Annotated in this window: 15 protein-coding genes; 3 read left to right on the top strand and 12 right to left on the bottom strand. The window is 73.2% G+C overall.

Annotation, left to right across the window (positions count from 1 at the left end; translation table 11 throughout):
• Positions 1-225: 225 nt before the first annotated feature.
• Positions 226-1,026, bottom strand: coding sequence for a 2,3-dihydro-2,3-dihydroxybenzoate dehydrogenase (locus AB0F13_RS05580; RefSeq protein WP_362075589.1), 801 nt, complete (start codon positions 1,024-1,026; stop codon positions 226-228).
• A gap of 167 nt (positions 1,027-1,193) precedes the next feature.
• On the opposite strand from AB0F13_RS05580, the gene AB0F13_RS05575 reads away from it, so the two are divergent.
• Positions 1,194-2,015, top strand: a complete 822-nt coding sequence (locus tag AB0F13_RS05575; RefSeq protein WP_362075586.1) for an ABC transporter ATP-binding protein — start codon at positions 1,194-1,196, stop codon at positions 2,013-2,015.
• A 30-nt stretch (positions 2,016-2,045) separates the two neighbouring features.
• On the opposite strand, the gene AB0F13_RS05570 is transcribed toward AB0F13_RS05575, so the two are convergent.
• From AB0F13_RS05570 to AB0F13_RS05545, 6 genes are all read right to left on the bottom strand, one after another.
• The gene (locus AB0F13_RS05570; protein WP_362075583.1) at positions 2,046-4,043 is read right to left on the bottom strand and encodes a prolyl oligopeptidase family serine peptidase; all 1,998 of its coding nucleotides are present in this window, start codon (positions 4,041-4,043) and stop codon (positions 2,046-2,048) included.
• A 5-nt stretch (positions 4,044-4,048) separates the two neighbouring features.
• Positions 4,049-5,443: a M20/M25/M40 family metallo-hydrolase gene (locus AB0F13_RS05565; RefSeq protein ID WP_362075580.1), complete on the bottom strand. Its 1,395-nt coding sequence runs from the start codon at positions 5,441-5,443 to the stop codon at positions 4,049-4,051.
• Entirely contained in the window at positions 5,436-6,269 is an 834-nt protein-coding gene (locus tag AB0F13_RS05560) for a M55 family metallopeptidase (protein ID WP_362076065.1), read from the bottom strand. Before AB0F13_RS05560 ends, AB0F13_RS05565 begins: the two co-directional genes overlap by 8 nt.
• Positions 6,270-6,351: 82 nt before the next feature.
• Positions 6,352-6,849 (bottom strand): nucleoside deaminase, encoded by a 498-nt coding sequence (locus AB0F13_RS05555; protein ID WP_362075577.1) that lies wholly within the window; start codon positions 6,847-6,849, stop codon positions 6,352-6,354.
• Between the two features lie 119 nt (positions 6,850-6,968).
• The gene (gene cynS / locus AB0F13_RS05550) at positions 6,969-7,439 is read right to left on the bottom strand and encodes a cyanase (RefSeq protein ID WP_362075574.1); all 471 of its coding nucleotides are present in this window, start codon (positions 7,437-7,439) and stop codon (positions 6,969-6,971) included.
• A 110-nt stretch (positions 7,440-7,549) separates the two neighbouring features.
• Positions 7,550-8,158, bottom strand: a complete 609-nt coding sequence (locus AB0F13_RS05545) for a carbonic anhydrase (RefSeq protein ID WP_362075571.1) — start codon at positions 8,156-8,158, stop codon at positions 7,550-7,552.
• A gap of 125 nt (positions 8,159-8,283) precedes the next feature.
• Between AB0F13_RS05545 and cynR the strand changes: the two genes are divergently transcribed.
• Positions 8,284-9,189 carry a transcriptional regulator CynR gene (gene cynR / locus AB0F13_RS05540; protein WP_362076062.1) on the top strand — a complete coding sequence of 302 codons (906 nt, stop codon included), beginning with the start codon at positions 8,284-8,286 and terminating at the stop codon, positions 9,187-9,189.
• Between the two features lie 33 nt (positions 9,190-9,222).
• On the opposite strand, the gene AB0F13_RS05535 is transcribed toward cynR, so the two are convergent.
• The 4 genes from AB0F13_RS05535 to AB0F13_RS05520 all read right to left on the bottom strand — a co-directional run bounded on the left by AB0F13_RS05535 (position 9,223) and on the right by AB0F13_RS05520 (position 15,554).
• Positions 9,223-9,942, bottom strand: a complete 720-nt coding sequence (locus AB0F13_RS05535; RefSeq protein WP_362075568.1) for a class I SAM-dependent methyltransferase — start codon at positions 9,940-9,942, stop codon at positions 9,223-9,225.
• Positions 9,939-12,356: a SpoIIE family protein phosphatase gene (locus AB0F13_RS05530; protein WP_362075565.1), complete on the bottom strand. Its 2,418-nt coding sequence runs from the start codon at positions 12,354-12,356 to the stop codon at positions 9,939-9,941. The genes AB0F13_RS05535 and AB0F13_RS05530 overlap by 4 nt, the downstream gene beginning before the upstream one ends.
• A gap of 144 nt (positions 12,357-12,500) precedes the next feature.
• Complete coding sequence (locus tag AB0F13_RS05525; protein WP_362075562.1) at positions 12,501-14,894, bottom strand: MFS transporter; 2,394 nt, start codon at positions 14,892-14,894, stop codon at positions 12,501-12,503.
• A 201-nt stretch (positions 14,895-15,095) separates the two neighbouring features.
• Positions 15,096-15,554, bottom strand: coding sequence for an SRPBCC family protein (locus AB0F13_RS05520; protein WP_362075559.1), 459 nt, complete (start codon positions 15,552-15,554; stop codon positions 15,096-15,098).
• Between the two features lie 117 nt (positions 15,555-15,671).
• Here AB0F13_RS05520 and AB0F13_RS05515 point away from each other — a divergent pair, with 117 nt between their 5' ends.
• Complete coding sequence (locus tag AB0F13_RS05515) at positions 15,672-16,196, top strand: GNAT family N-acetyltransferase (protein ID WP_362075556.1); 525 nt, start codon at positions 15,672-15,674, stop codon at positions 16,194-16,196.
• Here the strand turns inward: AB0F13_RS05515 and AB0F13_RS05510 are convergent.
• Entirely contained in the window at positions 16,166-16,804 is a 639-nt protein-coding gene (locus tag AB0F13_RS05510) for a HEAT repeat domain-containing protein (protein WP_362075553.1), read from the bottom strand. The two genes, AB0F13_RS05515 and AB0F13_RS05510, sit on opposite strands and share 31 nt — an antisense overlap.
• Positions 16,805-17,122 lie beyond the last annotated feature (318 nt).

Genomic DNA, 17,122 nt, shown 5'->3' with positions numbered 1-17,122 from the left:
ACGGCGGTTCGGGCAGGGCGCCCCGGTGGGGGCGCGACCGCCCTTCGCCTGATGGCGAGTCGGACGACCGGAACCCGGTGGGGCACGGCCGCCCTGGGCGACGCGGGGCGCCGGGCGGCCGGGCGGGCGGCCGGATCCTGGGCGACCGCCCGGGGCGGCGGGTGGCGCCGGACGGGCCGGTGGCCGGGACCGGCACGGTGCCGGCCCCGGGCATCCGAAGTACCGTCAGGCGCGCAGCGTGGCACCGCCGTCGACGTAGAGGTCGTGCATGGTGATGTGCCGGGCCCGGTCGGAGACGAGGAAGAGCACGGCGTCGGCGACGTCGGCGGGGTCGGCGATGCGGCCGAGGGGGATGCCGACGCGGTACGAGGCGGGGTCACCGTCGATGACGCGGGCGGGGGCCTGCTCGTCGGCCCACAGGGAGCGCTGCATGGCGGTGTCGGTGGAGCCGGGCGAGACGACGTTGCAGCGGATGCCGCTGCGGGCGAGTTCGAGCCCGAGGCACTTGGTGAACATGGTGGCGGCCGCCTTGGAGGCGGCGTACGCGGCCATGCTGGTGCGCGGCACTCCGGCGGCGTTGGAGCCGACGGTGACGATGCATCCGCGGCGGCGCCCGTCCATGCGGCGGGCCGCGGCGCGGGAGGCGTTGAAGACGCCGGTGGAGTTGACGGCGAAGGTGCGCTGCCACGCCTCGTCGGTGATCTCGACGACGGGTGAAGTGCGCAGCACTCCGGCGACGTTGACGAGGATGTCCAGCGGCCCCAGCCGGCTTTCCACGTCCTCGACGACGGATTCGACGGCGTTGCTGTCGGAGACGTCGGCGGTATAGGGAGTCACCACCGAGGTGCCGTATTCCGCTTCGAGCTCCTTGATGCCGTCCGGCGTCGCGTCGAGGGCCGCGACCTTGGCCCCTGCTGCGACAAGGGCGCGGGTCACGGCCTCGCCTATGCCTTGCCCCGCGCCGGTGACCAGCGCGGTACGGCCGGCGAGTTCGGACTGCTCCACGGCGGTTTCCCCCCATTCCATTCGAATTAAGGTAAGGCTAACCTTACACGACAGACCCACTCGAAGGGAATTGACGCGCGAGTGAACATGTGGGCGGGTCGTCAGAATCCAAGCGAGTCCTCAGGATCCAAGAGGGCAGGGAATGTCGCGGCAGAAACGCAAAGCGACCATTAGGTTAGGCTAACCTCATGCGACTCGTCGTCGAACAGCTCACCGCCGGCTACCCCGGCCACCCGGTCGTGCACGGCGTGGACCTCACCGTTCCCGAGGGACAGGTCGTCGCCGTCGTAGGGCCCAACGGCTGCGGCAAGTCCACCCTGTTGCGCTCCATCGCCCGGCTGCACCGGCCCGGCTCCGGCACGGTCCGGATCGGCGACGCCGACATCTGGGCGCTCACCCCCCGCAGGGCCGCGCACCGCATCGCCCTCCTCCCCCAGTCGCCGCAGGCGCCCGAGGCCGTGACGGTCGCCGGGCTCGTCCGCTACGGGCGCCATCCGCACCAGGGTCTCTTCCGCCAGTGGTCGCGCGAGGACGAACGGGCGGTCCGGGCCGCACTGGAGGCCACCGGCACCGCCGCACTGGCCTCCCGCCGCCTCGACCAGCTCTCCGGCGGCCAGCGCCAACGCTGCTGGCTGGCCATGGTCCTGGCCCAGGAGACCCCCGTCGTGCTGCTGGACGAGCCGACGAGCGCCCTCGACCTCGGGCACGCCGTGGACGTCCTCGAACTCGTCCGCGAGGTCGCGGCCGCGGGCCGCACCGTGGTGATGGTCCTGCACGACCTGGCGAGCGCGGCCCGCTACGCCGACACGATCGTCGCCATGCGCGACGGCCGGATCGTCGCGCACGGCCCCTCCCGCGAGGTCGTCGACGCCGCCCTCGTCCGTGAGCTGTACGGAATCGAGGCCGACGTCCTGGCCGCCCCCGGCGACGGCTCCCCCGTCGTCGTCCCCGCCGCCCGCACGGGCACCGCCGCGGTGCCCGTGCCCGCGGCCGCCACCGCCGCCGGCTGACCCCGCCTCAGGACAGTTGGCGTCCGCCCGTCATTTGACGAGCTCCAGGACCGGTACGCCCGGCACCTCGATGCCGAAGGCCTGGGCGTAGAGGGAGAGCTCCGCGTGCAGCGCGCGGACCATGCTCGTGGCCCGCCGGAAGCCGTGGCCCTCGCCCTCGAAGGCGAGATAGGCGTGCGGCACGCCCCGCCCGGCCATCGCCTCCACGAACCGCTCGCTCTGCGCGGCCGGGCAGATCGGGTCCTCCAGCCCCTGCAGGAGCACGAAGGGGGCGGACACCCGGTCCACGCGGCTGAGCGGCGACCGGTCGCGATAGCGGCCGGGGACCTCGGCGGACGGGCCGACCAGGCTCTCCAGATAGCGCGACTCGAAGTCGTGGGTGCCGCCGTTCGCCCAGGTCGTCAGGTCCAGAACGGGGTAGCTGATGGCACCGCAGGCGTAGAGGCCGGTGGAGACCAGCGAGGCGGCCGTGGTCCAGCCGCCCGCGCTGCCGCCCCGGATCGCCAGCCGGTCCCGGTCGGCGGTGCCCTCCTCGGCGAGCGCCTCGGCGACGGCCGCACAGTCCTCCACGTCCACGATGCCCCACCGCTCCCGCAGCCGGTCGCGGTACTCGCGCCCGTAGCCGGTGGAGCCGCCGTAGTTGACCTGGGCCACGCCTATGCCGCGCGAGGTGAAGTAGGCGATCTCCAGGTCCAGCACGAGCGGCGAGCGGCTCGTGGGGCCGCCGTGCGCCCACACCACGAACGGCGGCTGCTCGTCGGCGGGCGCCGTGTGGTCGGGGCTGTGCGGCGGATAGACGTGGGCGTGGATGTCCCTGCCGTCCGGCCCGGTGAAGGTGCGGATGAGCGGCTCCGGGTAGTACGCCGGGTCGACCGCGTCCGTGTGCCGGGCGCCGATCGCCCGGGCCCTGCCCGTACAGGTGTCGAGCTCGACCACCTCGTAGGCGGTGCGCGGGCTCGCCGCGACGCCGATGACGCGGGTGCCGCCGGCCACCAGCGTCGGCGCCCACTCCGTCCACGGCCCGGCGGCGTCCACCAGCTCGCCCGTCTCGGGGTCGAGTATCCCCAGCGCCTGGGCGCCGCGGCCGTGCACCACGGCGACCGGTCCGGCGGCCAGCGGCACGAACCAGCGCTGGCCGACCTTCCACAGCGGGCCCGCGAACTCCTCCTCGCGGCGGCAGAGGTTGACGCTCTCGCCGGTCACCGCATCGAGGCGGTGCAGATTCCACCATCCGGTGCGGTCGGTGACGGCGAGCAGCCTGCCGTCCGGGGCCCACTCCACCTGCGCGACCGCCTCCCCGGCCCCGCCCATGACGGTCCGGGCGCCCGAGAGAAGGGCGCCGGGCCCCTCGGCCGTGACGTCGGCGAGCTTCAGCTCCGAGCCGTCCCAGGGCATGCGCGGGTGGTCCCAGGCGATCCACGCCGCCCGCCGGCCGTCCGGGGAGAGCCGGGGCCCGGTGACGAAGCGGTGCCGGTCGTCGCTCAGCTCGCGCACCGCGCCGCGGTCACCGGCGGCGGAGCCGTCCAGCGGCACGGCCGCGAGCACGCGCCGCACGTCGCGCGGGCCGTCGCCGGTGAACTCCTCCAGCACGCACCACGCTTCGCCGCGCTCCGGCAGCAGCACCGGGTCGGCCCAGCGCAGCCCGCCGCCCACCGCCGACAACGGGGTCAGCGGCCGGGGCGCGCCGCCCGCCGGGTCGTCCGGCTCCCACGCGTACAGCCGCTGGTCCGCGAAGTGGACGAAGAGCACCAGCGGCCCGCCGGCCGCCCGCGGCACCGCCGCCCAGGGGGTGCCGCCGTACTCCAGCACCCGGCTGCGCACGTCCCACGGCGCGGCCAGCGCCGTGACCTCCGCCCCGTCGGGCCGCCGCCGGACCAGTGTCCTGCGGCCGTCCTCCGCCGGGCGGCAGGCCACCCACCACACCTCGTCACCTACGGTGCCCACGAAATCGGGCCGGCCGTCGTGCGCCGCGGCGAGCTCCGCGTCGATGGGGGACTGCCAGGCTCCGTAGGGCGTCGTGGACACCATGATTGCTACGCCTCCTCAAAACGGTCCATCAGGAAATGGTCGAGCACTCGGACGCCGAAGTGCAACGCCCGGACGGGCACCCGCTCGTCGACGCCGTGGAAGAGCGCCTGATAGTCGAAGCCGGTGGGCAGCTCGAGCGGTGAGAAGCCGTAGCCGACGATGCCCAGGCGCGCGAACTGCTTGGCGTCCGTGCCGCCGGACATGCAGAACGGCACCACCCGTCCCTCCGGGTCGAAGCGCTCCAGGGCCGCGCGCATCCGCGCGAAGACGGGGCCGTCGACCGGGGCCTGCAGTCCGGGCTCGCCGTGGTACACCTCCCAGTCCACATCGGGGCCGGTCAGCCGGTCCATGGTCGTACGGAACTCCTCCTCCCCGCCCGGCACGGTCCGCCCGTCCACGAACCCGACGGCGGCCCCCGGAATGACATTGATCTTGTACCCGGCGTCCAGCACGGTGGGGTTGGCGCTGTTGCGGACGCTGGCGGCCACCAGGGCGGCTGCCCTGCCCAGTTTGCCCAGCAGTTCGTCCATGTCGAGACCGGGTGCGCCCGGATCGACGTCGATGCCCTGCGCCGCGGCGATCTCGCGCAGCGCGGCCCGCACGGTCGGGGTGAGCCGCACCGGCCACTGGTGCTCGCCGATCCGGGCGACCGCGGCGGCCAGTTTGACCACGGCGTTGCGGTGGTTGACCTTCGAGCCGTGCCCGGCCGTGCCGTGCGCGGTCAGCTTGAGCCAGGCCGAGCCGCGCTCCCCCGCCCCCACCGGGTAGAGCCGCATCCCGCCGTCGGCGTGGAAGGTGTACGCACCGGACTCGCTGATGCCCACGGTGCAGCCCTCGAACAGCGCGGCGTGCTCGGCGGCGAGGAACCCGGCGCCCGGGACGGCGGTGTCCTCCTCGTCGGCGGTGAAGGCGAGCACGATGTCGCGGGGCGGGCGCACCCCGGCGCGGGCCCAGGCCCGGACGGTGGCCAGGACCATCGCGTCCATGTTCTTCATGTCGAGCGCGCCCCGGCCCCACACCACGCCGTCGCGCACCTCGCCCGAGAAGGGGTGGACGCTCCAGTCCGCGGCCTGAGCCGGCACCACGTCGAGGTGGCCGTGGACGAGCAGGGCGTCCGCGCCGGGGTCGGTGCCGTGGATCCGGGCGACGACGTTCGTGCGCCCCGGTTCCTTCTCCAGCAGGACCGGTTCGATGCCGGCGTCGGCGAGCCGCTCGGCGACGTACTCGGCGGCGGGGCGCTCCCGGCAGTCGCCGCCGCCCCGGTTGGTGGTGTCGATCCGGATCAGGTCGGAGGTGAAGCGCACCACCTCCTCCAGCGCCTGCTCGTCGATCGCTCCGGCGCCGCCGGTGGTGGCGCCGCCCCCGTTGCCCCCGTTGCCCCCGTTGATCGCATCAGCCATATTGGTCCTCCACCGCCGCCGACACGACGGTGGTGACCGCCTTGAAGCAGCGGATTGCCTCGTACATGGTCGGCATGGTGTAGGCGACGCGGCGCTCGCCGCTCTGCTCGACGCCCGGCACGGCCGTGGCCGCCCCGGCGAGGTGCTCGGCGTCGAACTCCAGCTCCACCGTGAAGGGCCCGCCCCGCACCGGCTCGTGCCGCACCGCGAGCGCGGTGGCGGCCTTCGCGGCGGCCCGGATGTCCCCGGCCGTACGGGCCGGGGTGCGGCACACGGCCGCGTACCGCGACACGTAGTCCTTGACCGCGACCGAACGGGCCTCGGGCGCATAACCCTTGGCGTCCTCGCACGTACGGTCGTCACCGGTCACCAGCACCACCGGAACACCGTATTCGGCGACGACCAGGGAGTTCAGCAACCCTTCGCTGGCCCGCGCGCCGCTCACCCGTACGCCGGTGATGGAGTTGGCCAGATAGGTATGGGCCAGCACTCCCTCGGCTCCGGCCGCCGCGTGATAGCCCACGAACGCGATGCCGTCGACGTCGCCGTGCTGGACCCCCTCGACCATGCTCAGGCTCTTGTGCTTTCCGGTGAGCATTTCCGCTCGCTCGTCCAGCTTCTCCAGCAGCAGATTGCGCATGCTCCAGTGCGCCTCGTTGACGAGGACGGCGTCGGCGCCCCCGTCGAAGAACCCGGCGATCGCCGCGTTCACGTCCGAGGTGAACATGTGCCGGCACCGCTCCCACTGCGGCGTGCCGGGCAGCACATCGGCGGGCCAGGTGACGCCGGTGGCCCCTTCCATGTCCGCGGAGATCAGGATCTTCACCATGCACCCGTTCTACCGCAGGTGAGAGGCTCTGCGCTCGGCTCCTGGCATCAGTGGCCCGGAAAACCGACCGCCGCGGGGGTCAGGCGGTGGGGACGCCGGCCACGCGGCGCTCGCCGCCGTTGCGCTCCTGCCAGAACCGGTAGACGCCGGTGGCCGCCTCACGCGCCTCGTGGCGCATCGGCAGGCGACGCTCGTCCCAGCTCTTGGCGAACTCGCCGTAGAAGGTGTCGAGCTGGAAGTACTTGCGGTCGTCCACGTAGTGGGGTTCGTAGGCGTCGCGCGTGGTAAGGAAGACGACCTCGTCCGGCGAGCAGTAGTACAGCGAGCCCAGGCACATGGGGCAGGGGTGGGCCAGGACGTAGATGGTGGTGCCGGTCAGGTGCTCGGTGCCCAGCTTCACGCACGCCTCGCGGATGGCGAGGATCTCCGCGTGCGCGGTGGGGTCACAGGTCTGGGCGACCTTGTTGGGGCTCTCGGCCAGGATCTCGCCGTCCTTGACGATGACGGTCGCGAACGGCCGGCCGCCCTCTTCGACGTTGCGGCGGGCGATGTCGATGGTGCGCTGTGCGAAGTCCATGGAGATCTCTTTCAGGCGGGGCGGACGGCGTCCGCCCGAGGAGGTGTACCGCAGGGCCGGTGCGGGTCCGTGACGCCGTCGTCGCGGACCCGCACCGGGCCGTCGGGGGCCGGGCCGGATCAGAAGGGCTTGGTCGGCAGGTACTTGCCGTCCAGGGTGATCACCGCGCGCTCGCCGCCCTCGGGGTCGGCCACCTTCTTCACGTCCAGCCTGAAGTTGATCGCGCTGATGATGCCGTCACCGAACTGCTCGTGGACCAGCGCCTTGAGCGTGGTGCCGTAGACCTGGAGCATCTCGTGGAAGCGGTAGATGGTCGGGTCCGTCGGGATGCCGCCGGAGACGGAACCGCGGGTGGGGATGGTCTGCAGCAGCATCGCGGCGTCGTCGTCCAGGCCCAGGAGCCCGGCGACGGCCTGCGCGGCCGCCTCCGGCAGGGGGTGCTGGCCGAGCACGGCGGCGGTGACGAAGGCGACCGACAGGCCGGTCACGTCGGCGATCTGCTGCCAGGACAGGTCCTTGCGCACCTTGGCCTCGACGGCAGCGGCGGACAGGGCCTGACGGGCTGCGGGGTCGAACTGGGCGTGCACCATGGGATGGGCTTCCTTTCACAAAGGCCGTCCGCCGGGAAGCGGCGGGAACGGCGGTTCAGGGGTGGTGGTGATCCCGGGAGGCGGCAGGGGACCGGGCTCGGGGCCGGGGATCAGGCCGCGAGGGGGACCGGGCGGCCGGTGGCGTCGAGTTCCTCGACGGTTCCGGTGGGAATGTCGTAGACCCAGCCGTGCAGAGTGACCGTGCTATCGGCGTTCCCGGCCATCGCGCGGGCCACCGAAGGGTGGGTGGCCAGGTTCGCCAGCTGCGCGAGCACGTTCTCGCGCACCAGGGCGCCCACCTTCTCGGCGCCGGAGGCGGTGGTGCGGGCCCGGGAGGCGTCCGCGTGGCGCAGCCAGCCGGCGATCGCGGGCGCGCCGCTCAGGTCGTGGTTCTCGGCGAGGGCGGTCATCGCGCCGCAGGCGGAGTGCCCGCACACCACGATGTCGCTCACGCCCAGGACGGCGACGGCGTACTCGATGCTCGCCGCGACACCGTCCGGGCCGGGGGTGTAGGCGGGGACGAGGTTGCCGGCGGTGCGGATGACGAACAGCTCGCCCGGCTCGCTCTGGGTGATCAGCTCCGGCACCACACGGGCGTCGGAGCAGCTGATGAACAGCGTCGTCGGCCGGTGAGTGCCGGCCAGGCGGGCGAAGAGCTCCGCCCTGGCCGGGTAGACGTCCCGCCGGAACCGCGCGACGCCCTCGGTGAGGTCCTGCATGGGTCACTCCCTTCGGTGGCTGCCGGCCCCGTGGGGCCGACGGGATCCACCATGCATGACCTGGACCTATAGCGTCCAAGAGGCATTACCCATGACTGCTATCGATGGCATCTATAGTCGTGGCCATGGCCCTGGAACTGCGTCACCTGCGCTATCTGCTCGCCGTCGCGGAGCACGGCAACTTCACCCGCGCCGCCGAAGACCTGCACATCTCCCAGCCCACCCTGTCCCAGCAGGTCAAGCAGCTGGAACGCACGGTCGGGGCCCAGCTGCTCGACCGCAGCGGCCGCACCGTACGACTCACCGACGCCGGTGCGACATACGCGCATTACGCCCGCCGCGCCCTGCGCGACCTGGCCGCGGCCGAACGCGCCGTGCTGGATGTCGCCGACCTCTCCCGCGGCCATCTGCGGCTGGCGGTCACCCCGACCTTCACCGCCTACCTCGTCGGCCCCCTCGTCGCGGAGCTCCACGGCAGCCATCCCGGCGTCACCCTGGACGTCCGGGAGATGGCGCAGGACCGCATCGAATCAGGGCTGCTGGCCGACGAACTCGACCTCGGCATCGCCTTCCACGGCCCCCACCTGCCCGGCGTCGCGGCGACCCCGCTGTTCACCGAGACCCTCAGCCTCGTCGTCGGCGCCCACCGACCCGGCACCGGCAGCGCCGAGCCGTTGTCCGTCCGCGAGCTGACGGGACATCAGCTGGCCCTGCTCAGCGGCGATTTCGCCACCCGTGGCCACATCGACGGCTACTTCGCCGCCCACAGCGTGCGGCCCCGTATCGCCGTGGAGGCCAACTCCATCCAGGCACTGACCGAGATCGTCCGGCGCACCCCGCTGGCCACCGTCCTGCCCGACGCCCTCACCCACGACCACCCCCACCTCGCCACCGTCCCCCTCGACCCGGCGCTGCCCGCGCGCACGGTCACCCTGCTGCGCCGCGAGAACGCCTACGAGAGCGCCGCCGCCCGGGCCTTCGCCCGCCTCACCCGGCAGCTCGTCCACGACCGCGGCTACGCCCCCGCCTGACGGCCGCACCGAGCGGCCCGCGGGGGCGCGGCGTCAGCCGCGGGCGGCCACGAACCACTGCGCGGGCAGGCCGATGCGCCGGCCGTCGGGGTGGAACTCGGTCATGGCCAGTTCCGTATGTCCCTCGGCGAGGATCTCCAGTCCGGCCGCGCGCAGCAGCTCGGGCACCTCGCTGTCGGCGGCCAGGGCGGGCCGCAGGCCGTGCGCCAGGACCCGTTGCAGCTTGGCGGGCGGGCCGCCCGGTGCCTCCGCGACCCCTGTCAGGACCGTCTTGGCCGCCTGCGTCGGCTCCACCACGAAGGCTCTCCCCCGCGTGCCGAGGAGCTGCGCGACGGCCGCCGCCACCGGCGCCCGGTCCTGGGGATCGCTCTGGTGGATCACCGCGCGCAGGTAGACGTTGCCGTCTCCCAGCCGCTCGTGCAGGGCACGGACCGCCGCCGCGTCCACCAGGTCGAGCTGCTCGTACTCCGCCAGCGCCTGCTGGTCGGCCCGCCGTGCGCGCTCCACCGCTGCCCGCGAGAGGTCCACTCCGACCGCGCGGGCGAAGTGGCCGGCCAGGAAGCGGGTCTGGGTGCCGTTGCCGCAGCCGAGGTCGACGACCGGAAGCGTGCGGTCGGCGTGCGGGGCGAGGAAGGCCAGATGGGGCTCCGCGGTCAGCGAGGGATCGGAGTCCCAGATCGCGTCGCCCTGTTCGTCGGAGGTGTCGCCCCAGAACCCCTCCCAGGCGTTCAGGTACCGGTCGGTCACGCTCATGGGCGCACCAGCGTCTGCTCGAACCACACCGTCTTCCCCCGTCCCGAATGACTGGCGCCCCATTCCCGCGCCAGTGCACTCACTACCCGCAGTCCTCGCCCGTATTCATCGTCCGGCGCGGTGCTCAGCAGCCCCGGGAGCGTGTGGTCGTCGTCGGTGACCTCGCACAGCAGCACGTCGGTGCGGACCAGGCGCAGCCCCATCCGCCGGGTGTGCGCATGGCGCACGGTGTTGCCGAGGACCTCCCCCACGAGCTGCTCCGCCACCGGGGCGGCCGCCGCCAGGCCCCACGCGGCCAGCCGGTCGCGGACCAGCCGCCGTGCCCGCGGCACCTCGCCGGCCTGCGGTTCCAGCTCCCACTCGGCCACGTGCTCGGGCGGGATGCCGTTGAGCCGGGCCATCAGCAGGGCCACGTCGTCCTTGCGGCTGTCGCCGGTGTTGAGGGCGCGGATGATGGTGTCGCAGGCGTCGTCCATGGACGCGGCAGGGTGGGCCGCGGACTCGCAGAGCGCGGCCAGGCCCGTGCCGATGTCCTGCCCGCGCACCTCCACCAGCCCGTCGGTGCACAGCACCAGGCGGTCGCCCGGCGCCACCGGCACCGTAGCCGTTTCGAAGGGCACGCCGCCGACCCCTATGGGTGCCCCGGTGGGCAGGTCCAGCAGGCGGCTGCGGCCGTCCTCGGCCCGGACGAGGACGGGCGGGATGTGACCGGCGTTGGCGATGCTCAGCCGCGAGCGGATGGGGTCGTAGACGGCGTACAGGCAGGTGGCCAGGTAGTGCTCGCCGAGCCGCTGCGCGATGTCGTCGAGGTTGCGCAGGAGCTGCCCGGGCGGCAGGTCGAGGGCTGCCATGGTCTGCACAGCGGTACGCATCTGGCCCATCATGGCGGCCGAGTTCAGGCCGTGGCCCATGACGTCGCCGACGACGAGGGCGGTGCGGGAGCCGGGCAGTTTGATGGTGTCGAACCAGTCGCCGCCCACCCGGCCGAGGCGGGTGCCGGGGAGGTAGCGGGTGGCGGTGTCGCAGCCGGCCATGCGCGGACTGAACTGCGGCAGCATGCTGTCCTGGAGGGTGTCGGCGACGTTCTCCTGGTAGGTGTACATGCGGGCGTTGTCCAGGACGAGCCCGGCGCGGGCGGCGAGTTCGGCGCCGGTGGTGCGGTCCATGCCGTTGAAGGGCTCTCGCCCGTCGCGGCGCATGAGGACCATGAAGCCGAGCACCACGTTGCGGGCCTTGAGGGGGACGACCAGCATCGAACGTCCGTTGATCAGCGGCCGCAGGTCGCGCTTCTCGAACTGGCCGGAGATGCGCTCGCCCAGCTCCTCGCTGATGCGCGGGATGAGGACGGGCTCTCCGGTGACCATGCACTGGAAGAACGGCGTGTGCTCGGGGAAGGCGATGGCCTCGCCGACCGGCACGGTGTCGTCCCAGCGACCCGGCTCGTCGTTGTGCTCGACCCAGACGCGGTGCCAGACGGTGGTGACGTCGGGCGGTCCGTCGGGGAAGCCCTCGCCGGCCAGGACCGCGGCCCGCAGGTGGGTGCCGGCGAAGTCGGTGAAGCGGGGTACGGCGGCGCTGGTGACCTCGCGGATGGTCCGCTCCAGGTCGAGGGAGGTGCCGATGCCGCCGCTGACCTCGTTGAGGAACTCCAGGCGCTCGCGCACGGCGGCGTATTCGAGGTCGTCGGGATCGTCGGCGCCCGCGAGCGGGGCACCGGGCGCGCCCCGCAGGGCGGCGGCCGCGGCGCGCTGCCTGCCGGCCCGCCGCTCCAGGTACTTGGGCATGCCCCAGTCGTGGGTCACGGGGAACCGCTCGCTCTGGCTGATCTCCAGGACGGGATAGCCCAGTTCGAGGACCTGTGCGACGATCCGGCCGCTGGCCGCGGGGCCCATGCTGGGCAGGATGTCGGGCAGGTGGCCGGCGAGGGCATCGGCGCCGGGGAAGTCGGTGTGCGGGGCGAAGCCGGGGAACACCCGCCGGTCCCCGGGCAGCCGCCCGGCGTCGGCGGCCAGGACGAGCAGCCGCCCCTGGCCGGGCCCGGCCAGCGGGTAGGCCCACCACAGGACGTCGAGCGGGCCGCCCTCGCCACCGGTGGTGCGGGCGCGGCCGGCGCGGGGATAGCCGTGCAGGGCCGGGATGCCGGGCGCTTCGGTGCCCAGGCCGGCGTCGGGCCCGGGTTCGTAGGCGTCCGGGTCGCCCGGGTCGCCGAAGGCCCGCAACGCCCCGTGGACGGGCAGGAGATCCGCGACGGGCCTGCCGACCGCCTCGGCCCGCCCGGCACCGAAGAGCCTGCGGGCACCGCTGCTCCAGTGGGTCACCAGCCCGCAGGCGTCCGCCACGACCACCGCGAGGGGAATGCGCCCGGGGACGGCTTCCCGCTGTGCGGGGACGAACTCGCCGTTGCCACGATCCATGGGCGGTTGCTCCTTCGCACGCGTACGCAAGATCTCCCCACCACTACCACCGTAGAGCCCGTGCGGGCCCGGGCGCGGCTCATTAGCGGAATATGTCGTGCGCCGGGTCGCCGGGCCGGGCGCCGGGCGCGCGGTGGGCCCGGATCACTGGTCCGCGTGGCCCAGTTGGAGGTCCCGTTCGGTCCTTCCGCCGCCCGCGATCTGCAGGACGGTGGCGACGGGCGGGTAGCCGGCGGCGACGACGGTGTACTCGCCGGCCGAGAGGTCCACGAAGCGGAATGTTCCGTCGGCGCCCGTGATGGTGGAGTCGACGACGTTGCCGGCGGCGTCGAGCAGGCTGACGCGGGCGTCCTCGACGGGCCGCCCGCCGTTGGCCCGCACCGTGCCGCGCAGCACCGCGCCGCCCGCGAGCTCGACGTCCTGGCGGGTCTCGCGGGCGGACTGGACGGTCACGGGCAGCGCGGCCGGCCGGAAGGCGGGTGCGCTGGAGGCGAGGGTGTACTCGCCCGCGATCAACTCGTCGATCACATAGCCGCCTTCGGGGCCGGTCCGGGTGGTGGCGACGACCTCGCCCTGCACGTTGGTCAGGGTCACCAGCGCCTCGCGCACCGGGGTGCCGTCGGCGGTGCGCACGGTGCCGGCCAGCCGCCCGGCGCCGCCGAGGACGACGTCGAGCTCGACGGGCCGCTCGCCCACGGTGACGGTGACGGCCTGCGGCTGGTGCCCGCCGGCGGCGGCGATGAGGACGTAGGAACCGGTGCCGGGCGTGCTCAGCGCGTACCGCCCGTCGTCACCGCTGGCGCCGCGGCCGATCTGGCGGCCCTGGATGTCGATGAGGGTGAGGGCGGCGCGCGGGACGATGGTGCCGTCGTGGTGCTGGACGGAGCCGGTCACGGGGATGCCCGCGACGAAGGGCGCCGGGCCGGCCGGCGGTGTGGTGCGCGCGGACGGGATGACGGCTTCGGGGGCGTTGTGGGACACCAGTGGTTTCTCTTTCAGCAGGAAGGCGAGCAAAAAGCCCACGATGAGCACCGGTACGAGGTAGAGGAAGATCCGCGGCATCGCCTCCGCGTAGGCCCGCACGTATCCGTCCCGCAGCGGTGCGGGCAGGGCGTGCACCAGTTGCGGGGTGATGGAGTCGGGGGCCGGCAGGCCGGCGCGGGGCGGCAGTTCGGTGGCGAGGGCGGCGGAGAGGCGGTGGGCGAAGAGCGTGCCGAAGACGGCCGCGCCGAGCGAGCCGCCGATCTGCCGGAAGTAGTTGTTGGCGCTGGTGGCGGTGCCGAGGTCGGACGGGTGCACGGAGTTCTGCACCGCGAGGACGAGGACCGGCAGCGCCAGGCCGATGCCGACGCCGAGGATGGCCATCCAGAGGCTGTAGACGAGCCGGCCGGTCTGGGCGTCGAGGTGGGAGAGCAGGTACATGCCCTCGGCGGAGAGCGCGCCGCCGAGGATGGGCAGCAGCTTGTAATGGCCCGTACGGCTGATGAGGTGGCCGGCGACGAGCGAGGCGGCGACGATTCCCCCCATCATGGGCAGCATGAGCAGTCCGGACTCGGTGGCGTCGACGCCGTCGACCATCTGCAGGAAGGTGGGCAGGTAGGTGGCCGCGCCGAAGAGGGCGACGCCGACGACGGCGCCGACGAGCGCGGTGACGGTGAAGACGGAGTCACGGAAGAGGTGCGGTGGGATGATCGGTTCTGCGGCGAAGTGCTCGACGACGAGGAAGAGCAGTGCCGTGCCGATCGCGCCCGCGCCGAGCCCGAGGATGGTCCGCGACGTCCACTCGTACGCGGTGCCGCCCCAGGTGGTCAGCAGCACCAGGCAGGTGGAGGAGGCCGTGAGCAGCAGGGCGCCCAGGACGTCGAAGCGGGCCCGGCGCGGCGGCCTGGGCAGCTTGAGCGCGGCGGCGACGACGGCGAGCGTGACGAGGCCGAAGGGGACGTTGATGTAGAAGCACCAGCGCCAGCCGGCGTGGTCGGTGAAGAATCCGCCGAGCAGCGGCCCGGCGACGGAGGCCAGTCCGTAGGCGGCGCTGATGACGCCCATGTAGCGGCCGCGCTCGCGGGCCGGGACGATGTCGGCGATGATCGCCTGAACGCCGATCAGCAGGCCTCCGGCGCCGACGCCCTGGACGGCGCGGAAGATGATGAGCTGGTCCATCGTGTGCGACCAGCCGGCGAGCCCGGAGCCGGCGACGAAGACGACGATCGCGAGGACGAAGGCGGCCTTGCGGCCGGAGAGGTCGCCCAGCTTGCCGTAGAGCGGCAGGACGACCGTGGACGTCAGCAGGTAGGCGGTGACCGCCCAGGACATCCGGTCGAGGCCGTGCAGTTCGCCGACGATCTTCGGCAGGGCGGTGGCCACGATGGTCTGGTCGAGCGCCGCGAGCAGCAGCGTGAGCATCAGGCCTGCGAACACCAGCCGCACTCTGGCGGGGCCGGGCGGTGGTGGCGCGTCGGTCGGCGTCGGTGCGGAGGGGGGCGGGTCGAGCGTCCTGTCGCTCTTCTCCAAGGTGGTCTCGAAGGCGGACCCTCCCACGTACTGCTCCCCTCGTCGCGCCTGCGTTGCCGCCCATTTCTCGCATTACGCGACAACGGCCAGCAAGCGCGACGATTTGCGTGGGAGCGCCGAACGAGGGGCTTTCAGCCGGTCGGAGGGGGTTTCGGTGCACCGGTGCGGTACAGCGAAAACCACTCGAACCGGTGAGCCCGGACCGGTCCGGCCCGGGCGGCCCGGGGCTCAGCCGACGCTGGGCCTGCCCTCGGCCTCTTCGGCGAGCCGGCCGAGCACGGCATCGTAGATGCGGCCGAGACCCTTGGGGGCGAAGGTGCGCTCGAAGAAGCCGCCGATGCCGGTCGCACCCGTCCAGGTGGTGGTGACGACCACCTTGGAGCTGCCCTCGCCGGCCGGGGTGACGGTCCAGGTGGTGACCATGGAGGAGTTGCGGTCCTTCTCCACCAGCTGCCCCGTGGACGGCTCGGAGACCTCCAGCAGGCAGTCGCGGACGCGCTTGCTGGTGGCCTGGAGCTTCCAGTGCACGAGGGTGCCCTCGCCGTCGCCGCCCTCGCGCACCTCGTACTCGCTGAAGTGCTCGGGCAGCAGCTTGGCGCGGGTGCCGCTGTAGTCCGCGAGGGCGTCGAAGACGTCCTCCGCGCCCGCCGCGATGATCCGCTCCGTGGTGGCCTCGACCTGGCCCATGGCTAGTCCTCCGGGACGATGAAAAATGCTGTTCTTGCCGTTGTGCGTGTGCGGGCAAAGCCAACCACCATCGTCACAACCGCCCAAATCCTGGACGCCGGGCGTTAGCCTCCGCGCATGGTGAACATACGGGAGATGACCGACGCCGATATCGAGGCGGTGGCCGCGATCCGGGTGAGCGGCTGGCGCCACGCGTACGCGGGGCTGGTGCCGCGGCACCATCTGGACGCCATGGATGCGACGGCGAACGCGGCGGCCCACCGCGCGCGCCTGGCGGGGGGCGACGACCGGTCGGTGAACGCGGTGGCCGAGGAGGCGGGCAGCGTCGTGGGCTGGGCCTGTTACGGGCCGTGCCGGGATGCCGGCCGGCCGCCGGGGACCGGCGAGTTGTACGCGATCTACGTGCTCCCCGAGCTGATCGGCACGGGCGTCGGCCGCGCCCTGTGGACGGCGGCGCTGGGGGGCGCGCGGCAGCACGGCTACGCGCGCCTGGTGCTGTGGGTGCTCAGGGGAAACGCGCACGCCCGCCGCTTCTACGAGCGCGCCGGTTGCACTCGCGACGGTGCCGAGCGGACGGACGAGGTCGGCGGCGCCGCCGTGCCGGAGGTGCGCTACGTACTGGAGCCGCTGCGGACCCCGTGAGCGCCGCCGCCCCGGCCGGTCAGCCGGGCCAGCGCCACGACGGCGGCCGGGCGCAGCCGTTCGTGCTCGCGCGCGGCGACCAGCGCGGCCTCGGCCCGCCGGTCGCCGAGGACGCCCAGGCCCTCGACGCAGGCGCGGGCGACCGGCCAGCAGTGGTCGCGGGCCGCCAGCAGCCGCTCCAGGGTGGACAGCAGGGCCGGTACGGACTCGGGGGCGCGCAGCTCGGTCAGCAGGCGGACGGGGTGAAGGGCGTAGGCGGTGCGCAGCGGGTTGGTGGCGAGGGCGGCCGCGGCGCGGGCGGTGCGGGGGTCGCGGAGGCGGGCGAGGACTTGGGCGGCGGTGGCGCAGCGCACGGGTTCGCGGTAGTTGAGCAGGAGGACCAGCGTCTCGAACGCGCGGCGGTCGCCCTTGGAGCCCAGCGCGAAGGCGGCGATCTCGCGGGCCCACAGCGGTTGTTCCGGGGCGATCAGGACCTGGGCGAGCCGGTCGCGCGCCGCGCGGCTGTCGGACCGTACGAGCGCGAGCAGCTTTTCGTGTGCCGCGAATTCGGCCGGGGAGACCAGTTCGGCCCGTACCCGCTTCAGCAGCGCGCGGAATTCCTCTTCCATTTCCCGCTCTCCTCCCCGAGTGGCCTGGGCCACATCGTAAGTCGCCCGCACGCCTCTGGCGCTCTTGGTTACCCGTGAGTTAATCTCCCGGCAAGAGCAGCATTCCCGCTCTGGCGTGCTGGTGACGCAGCGGCCACAGCGTTGACGTCGGTTCGGCATTTCGAGTACGGCACGGCCCCGGGACAGGGCCTGCCGGTCGCACAACTCTGCTTCCGTGGACGCTCCCTACCCGTCCGCGGAATTCCTCAAGTCGCCGCCCTCTGTGCGCGGCCGCCGCCAACCGCCGTCTCCCCTGCGTACGGGGAACATCCCCTGGAG

It is taken from the genome of Streptomyces sp. NPDC026206 (genome assembly GCF_040638465.1).
In the GTDB taxonomy this organism is placed as follows: domain Bacteria; phylum Actinomycetota; class Actinomycetes; order Streptomycetales; family Streptomycetaceae; genus Streptomyces.
The sequence above is the reverse complement of the archived record's forward strand: the minus strand, read 5'-3'. Positions and strand labels throughout refer to the sequence as shown.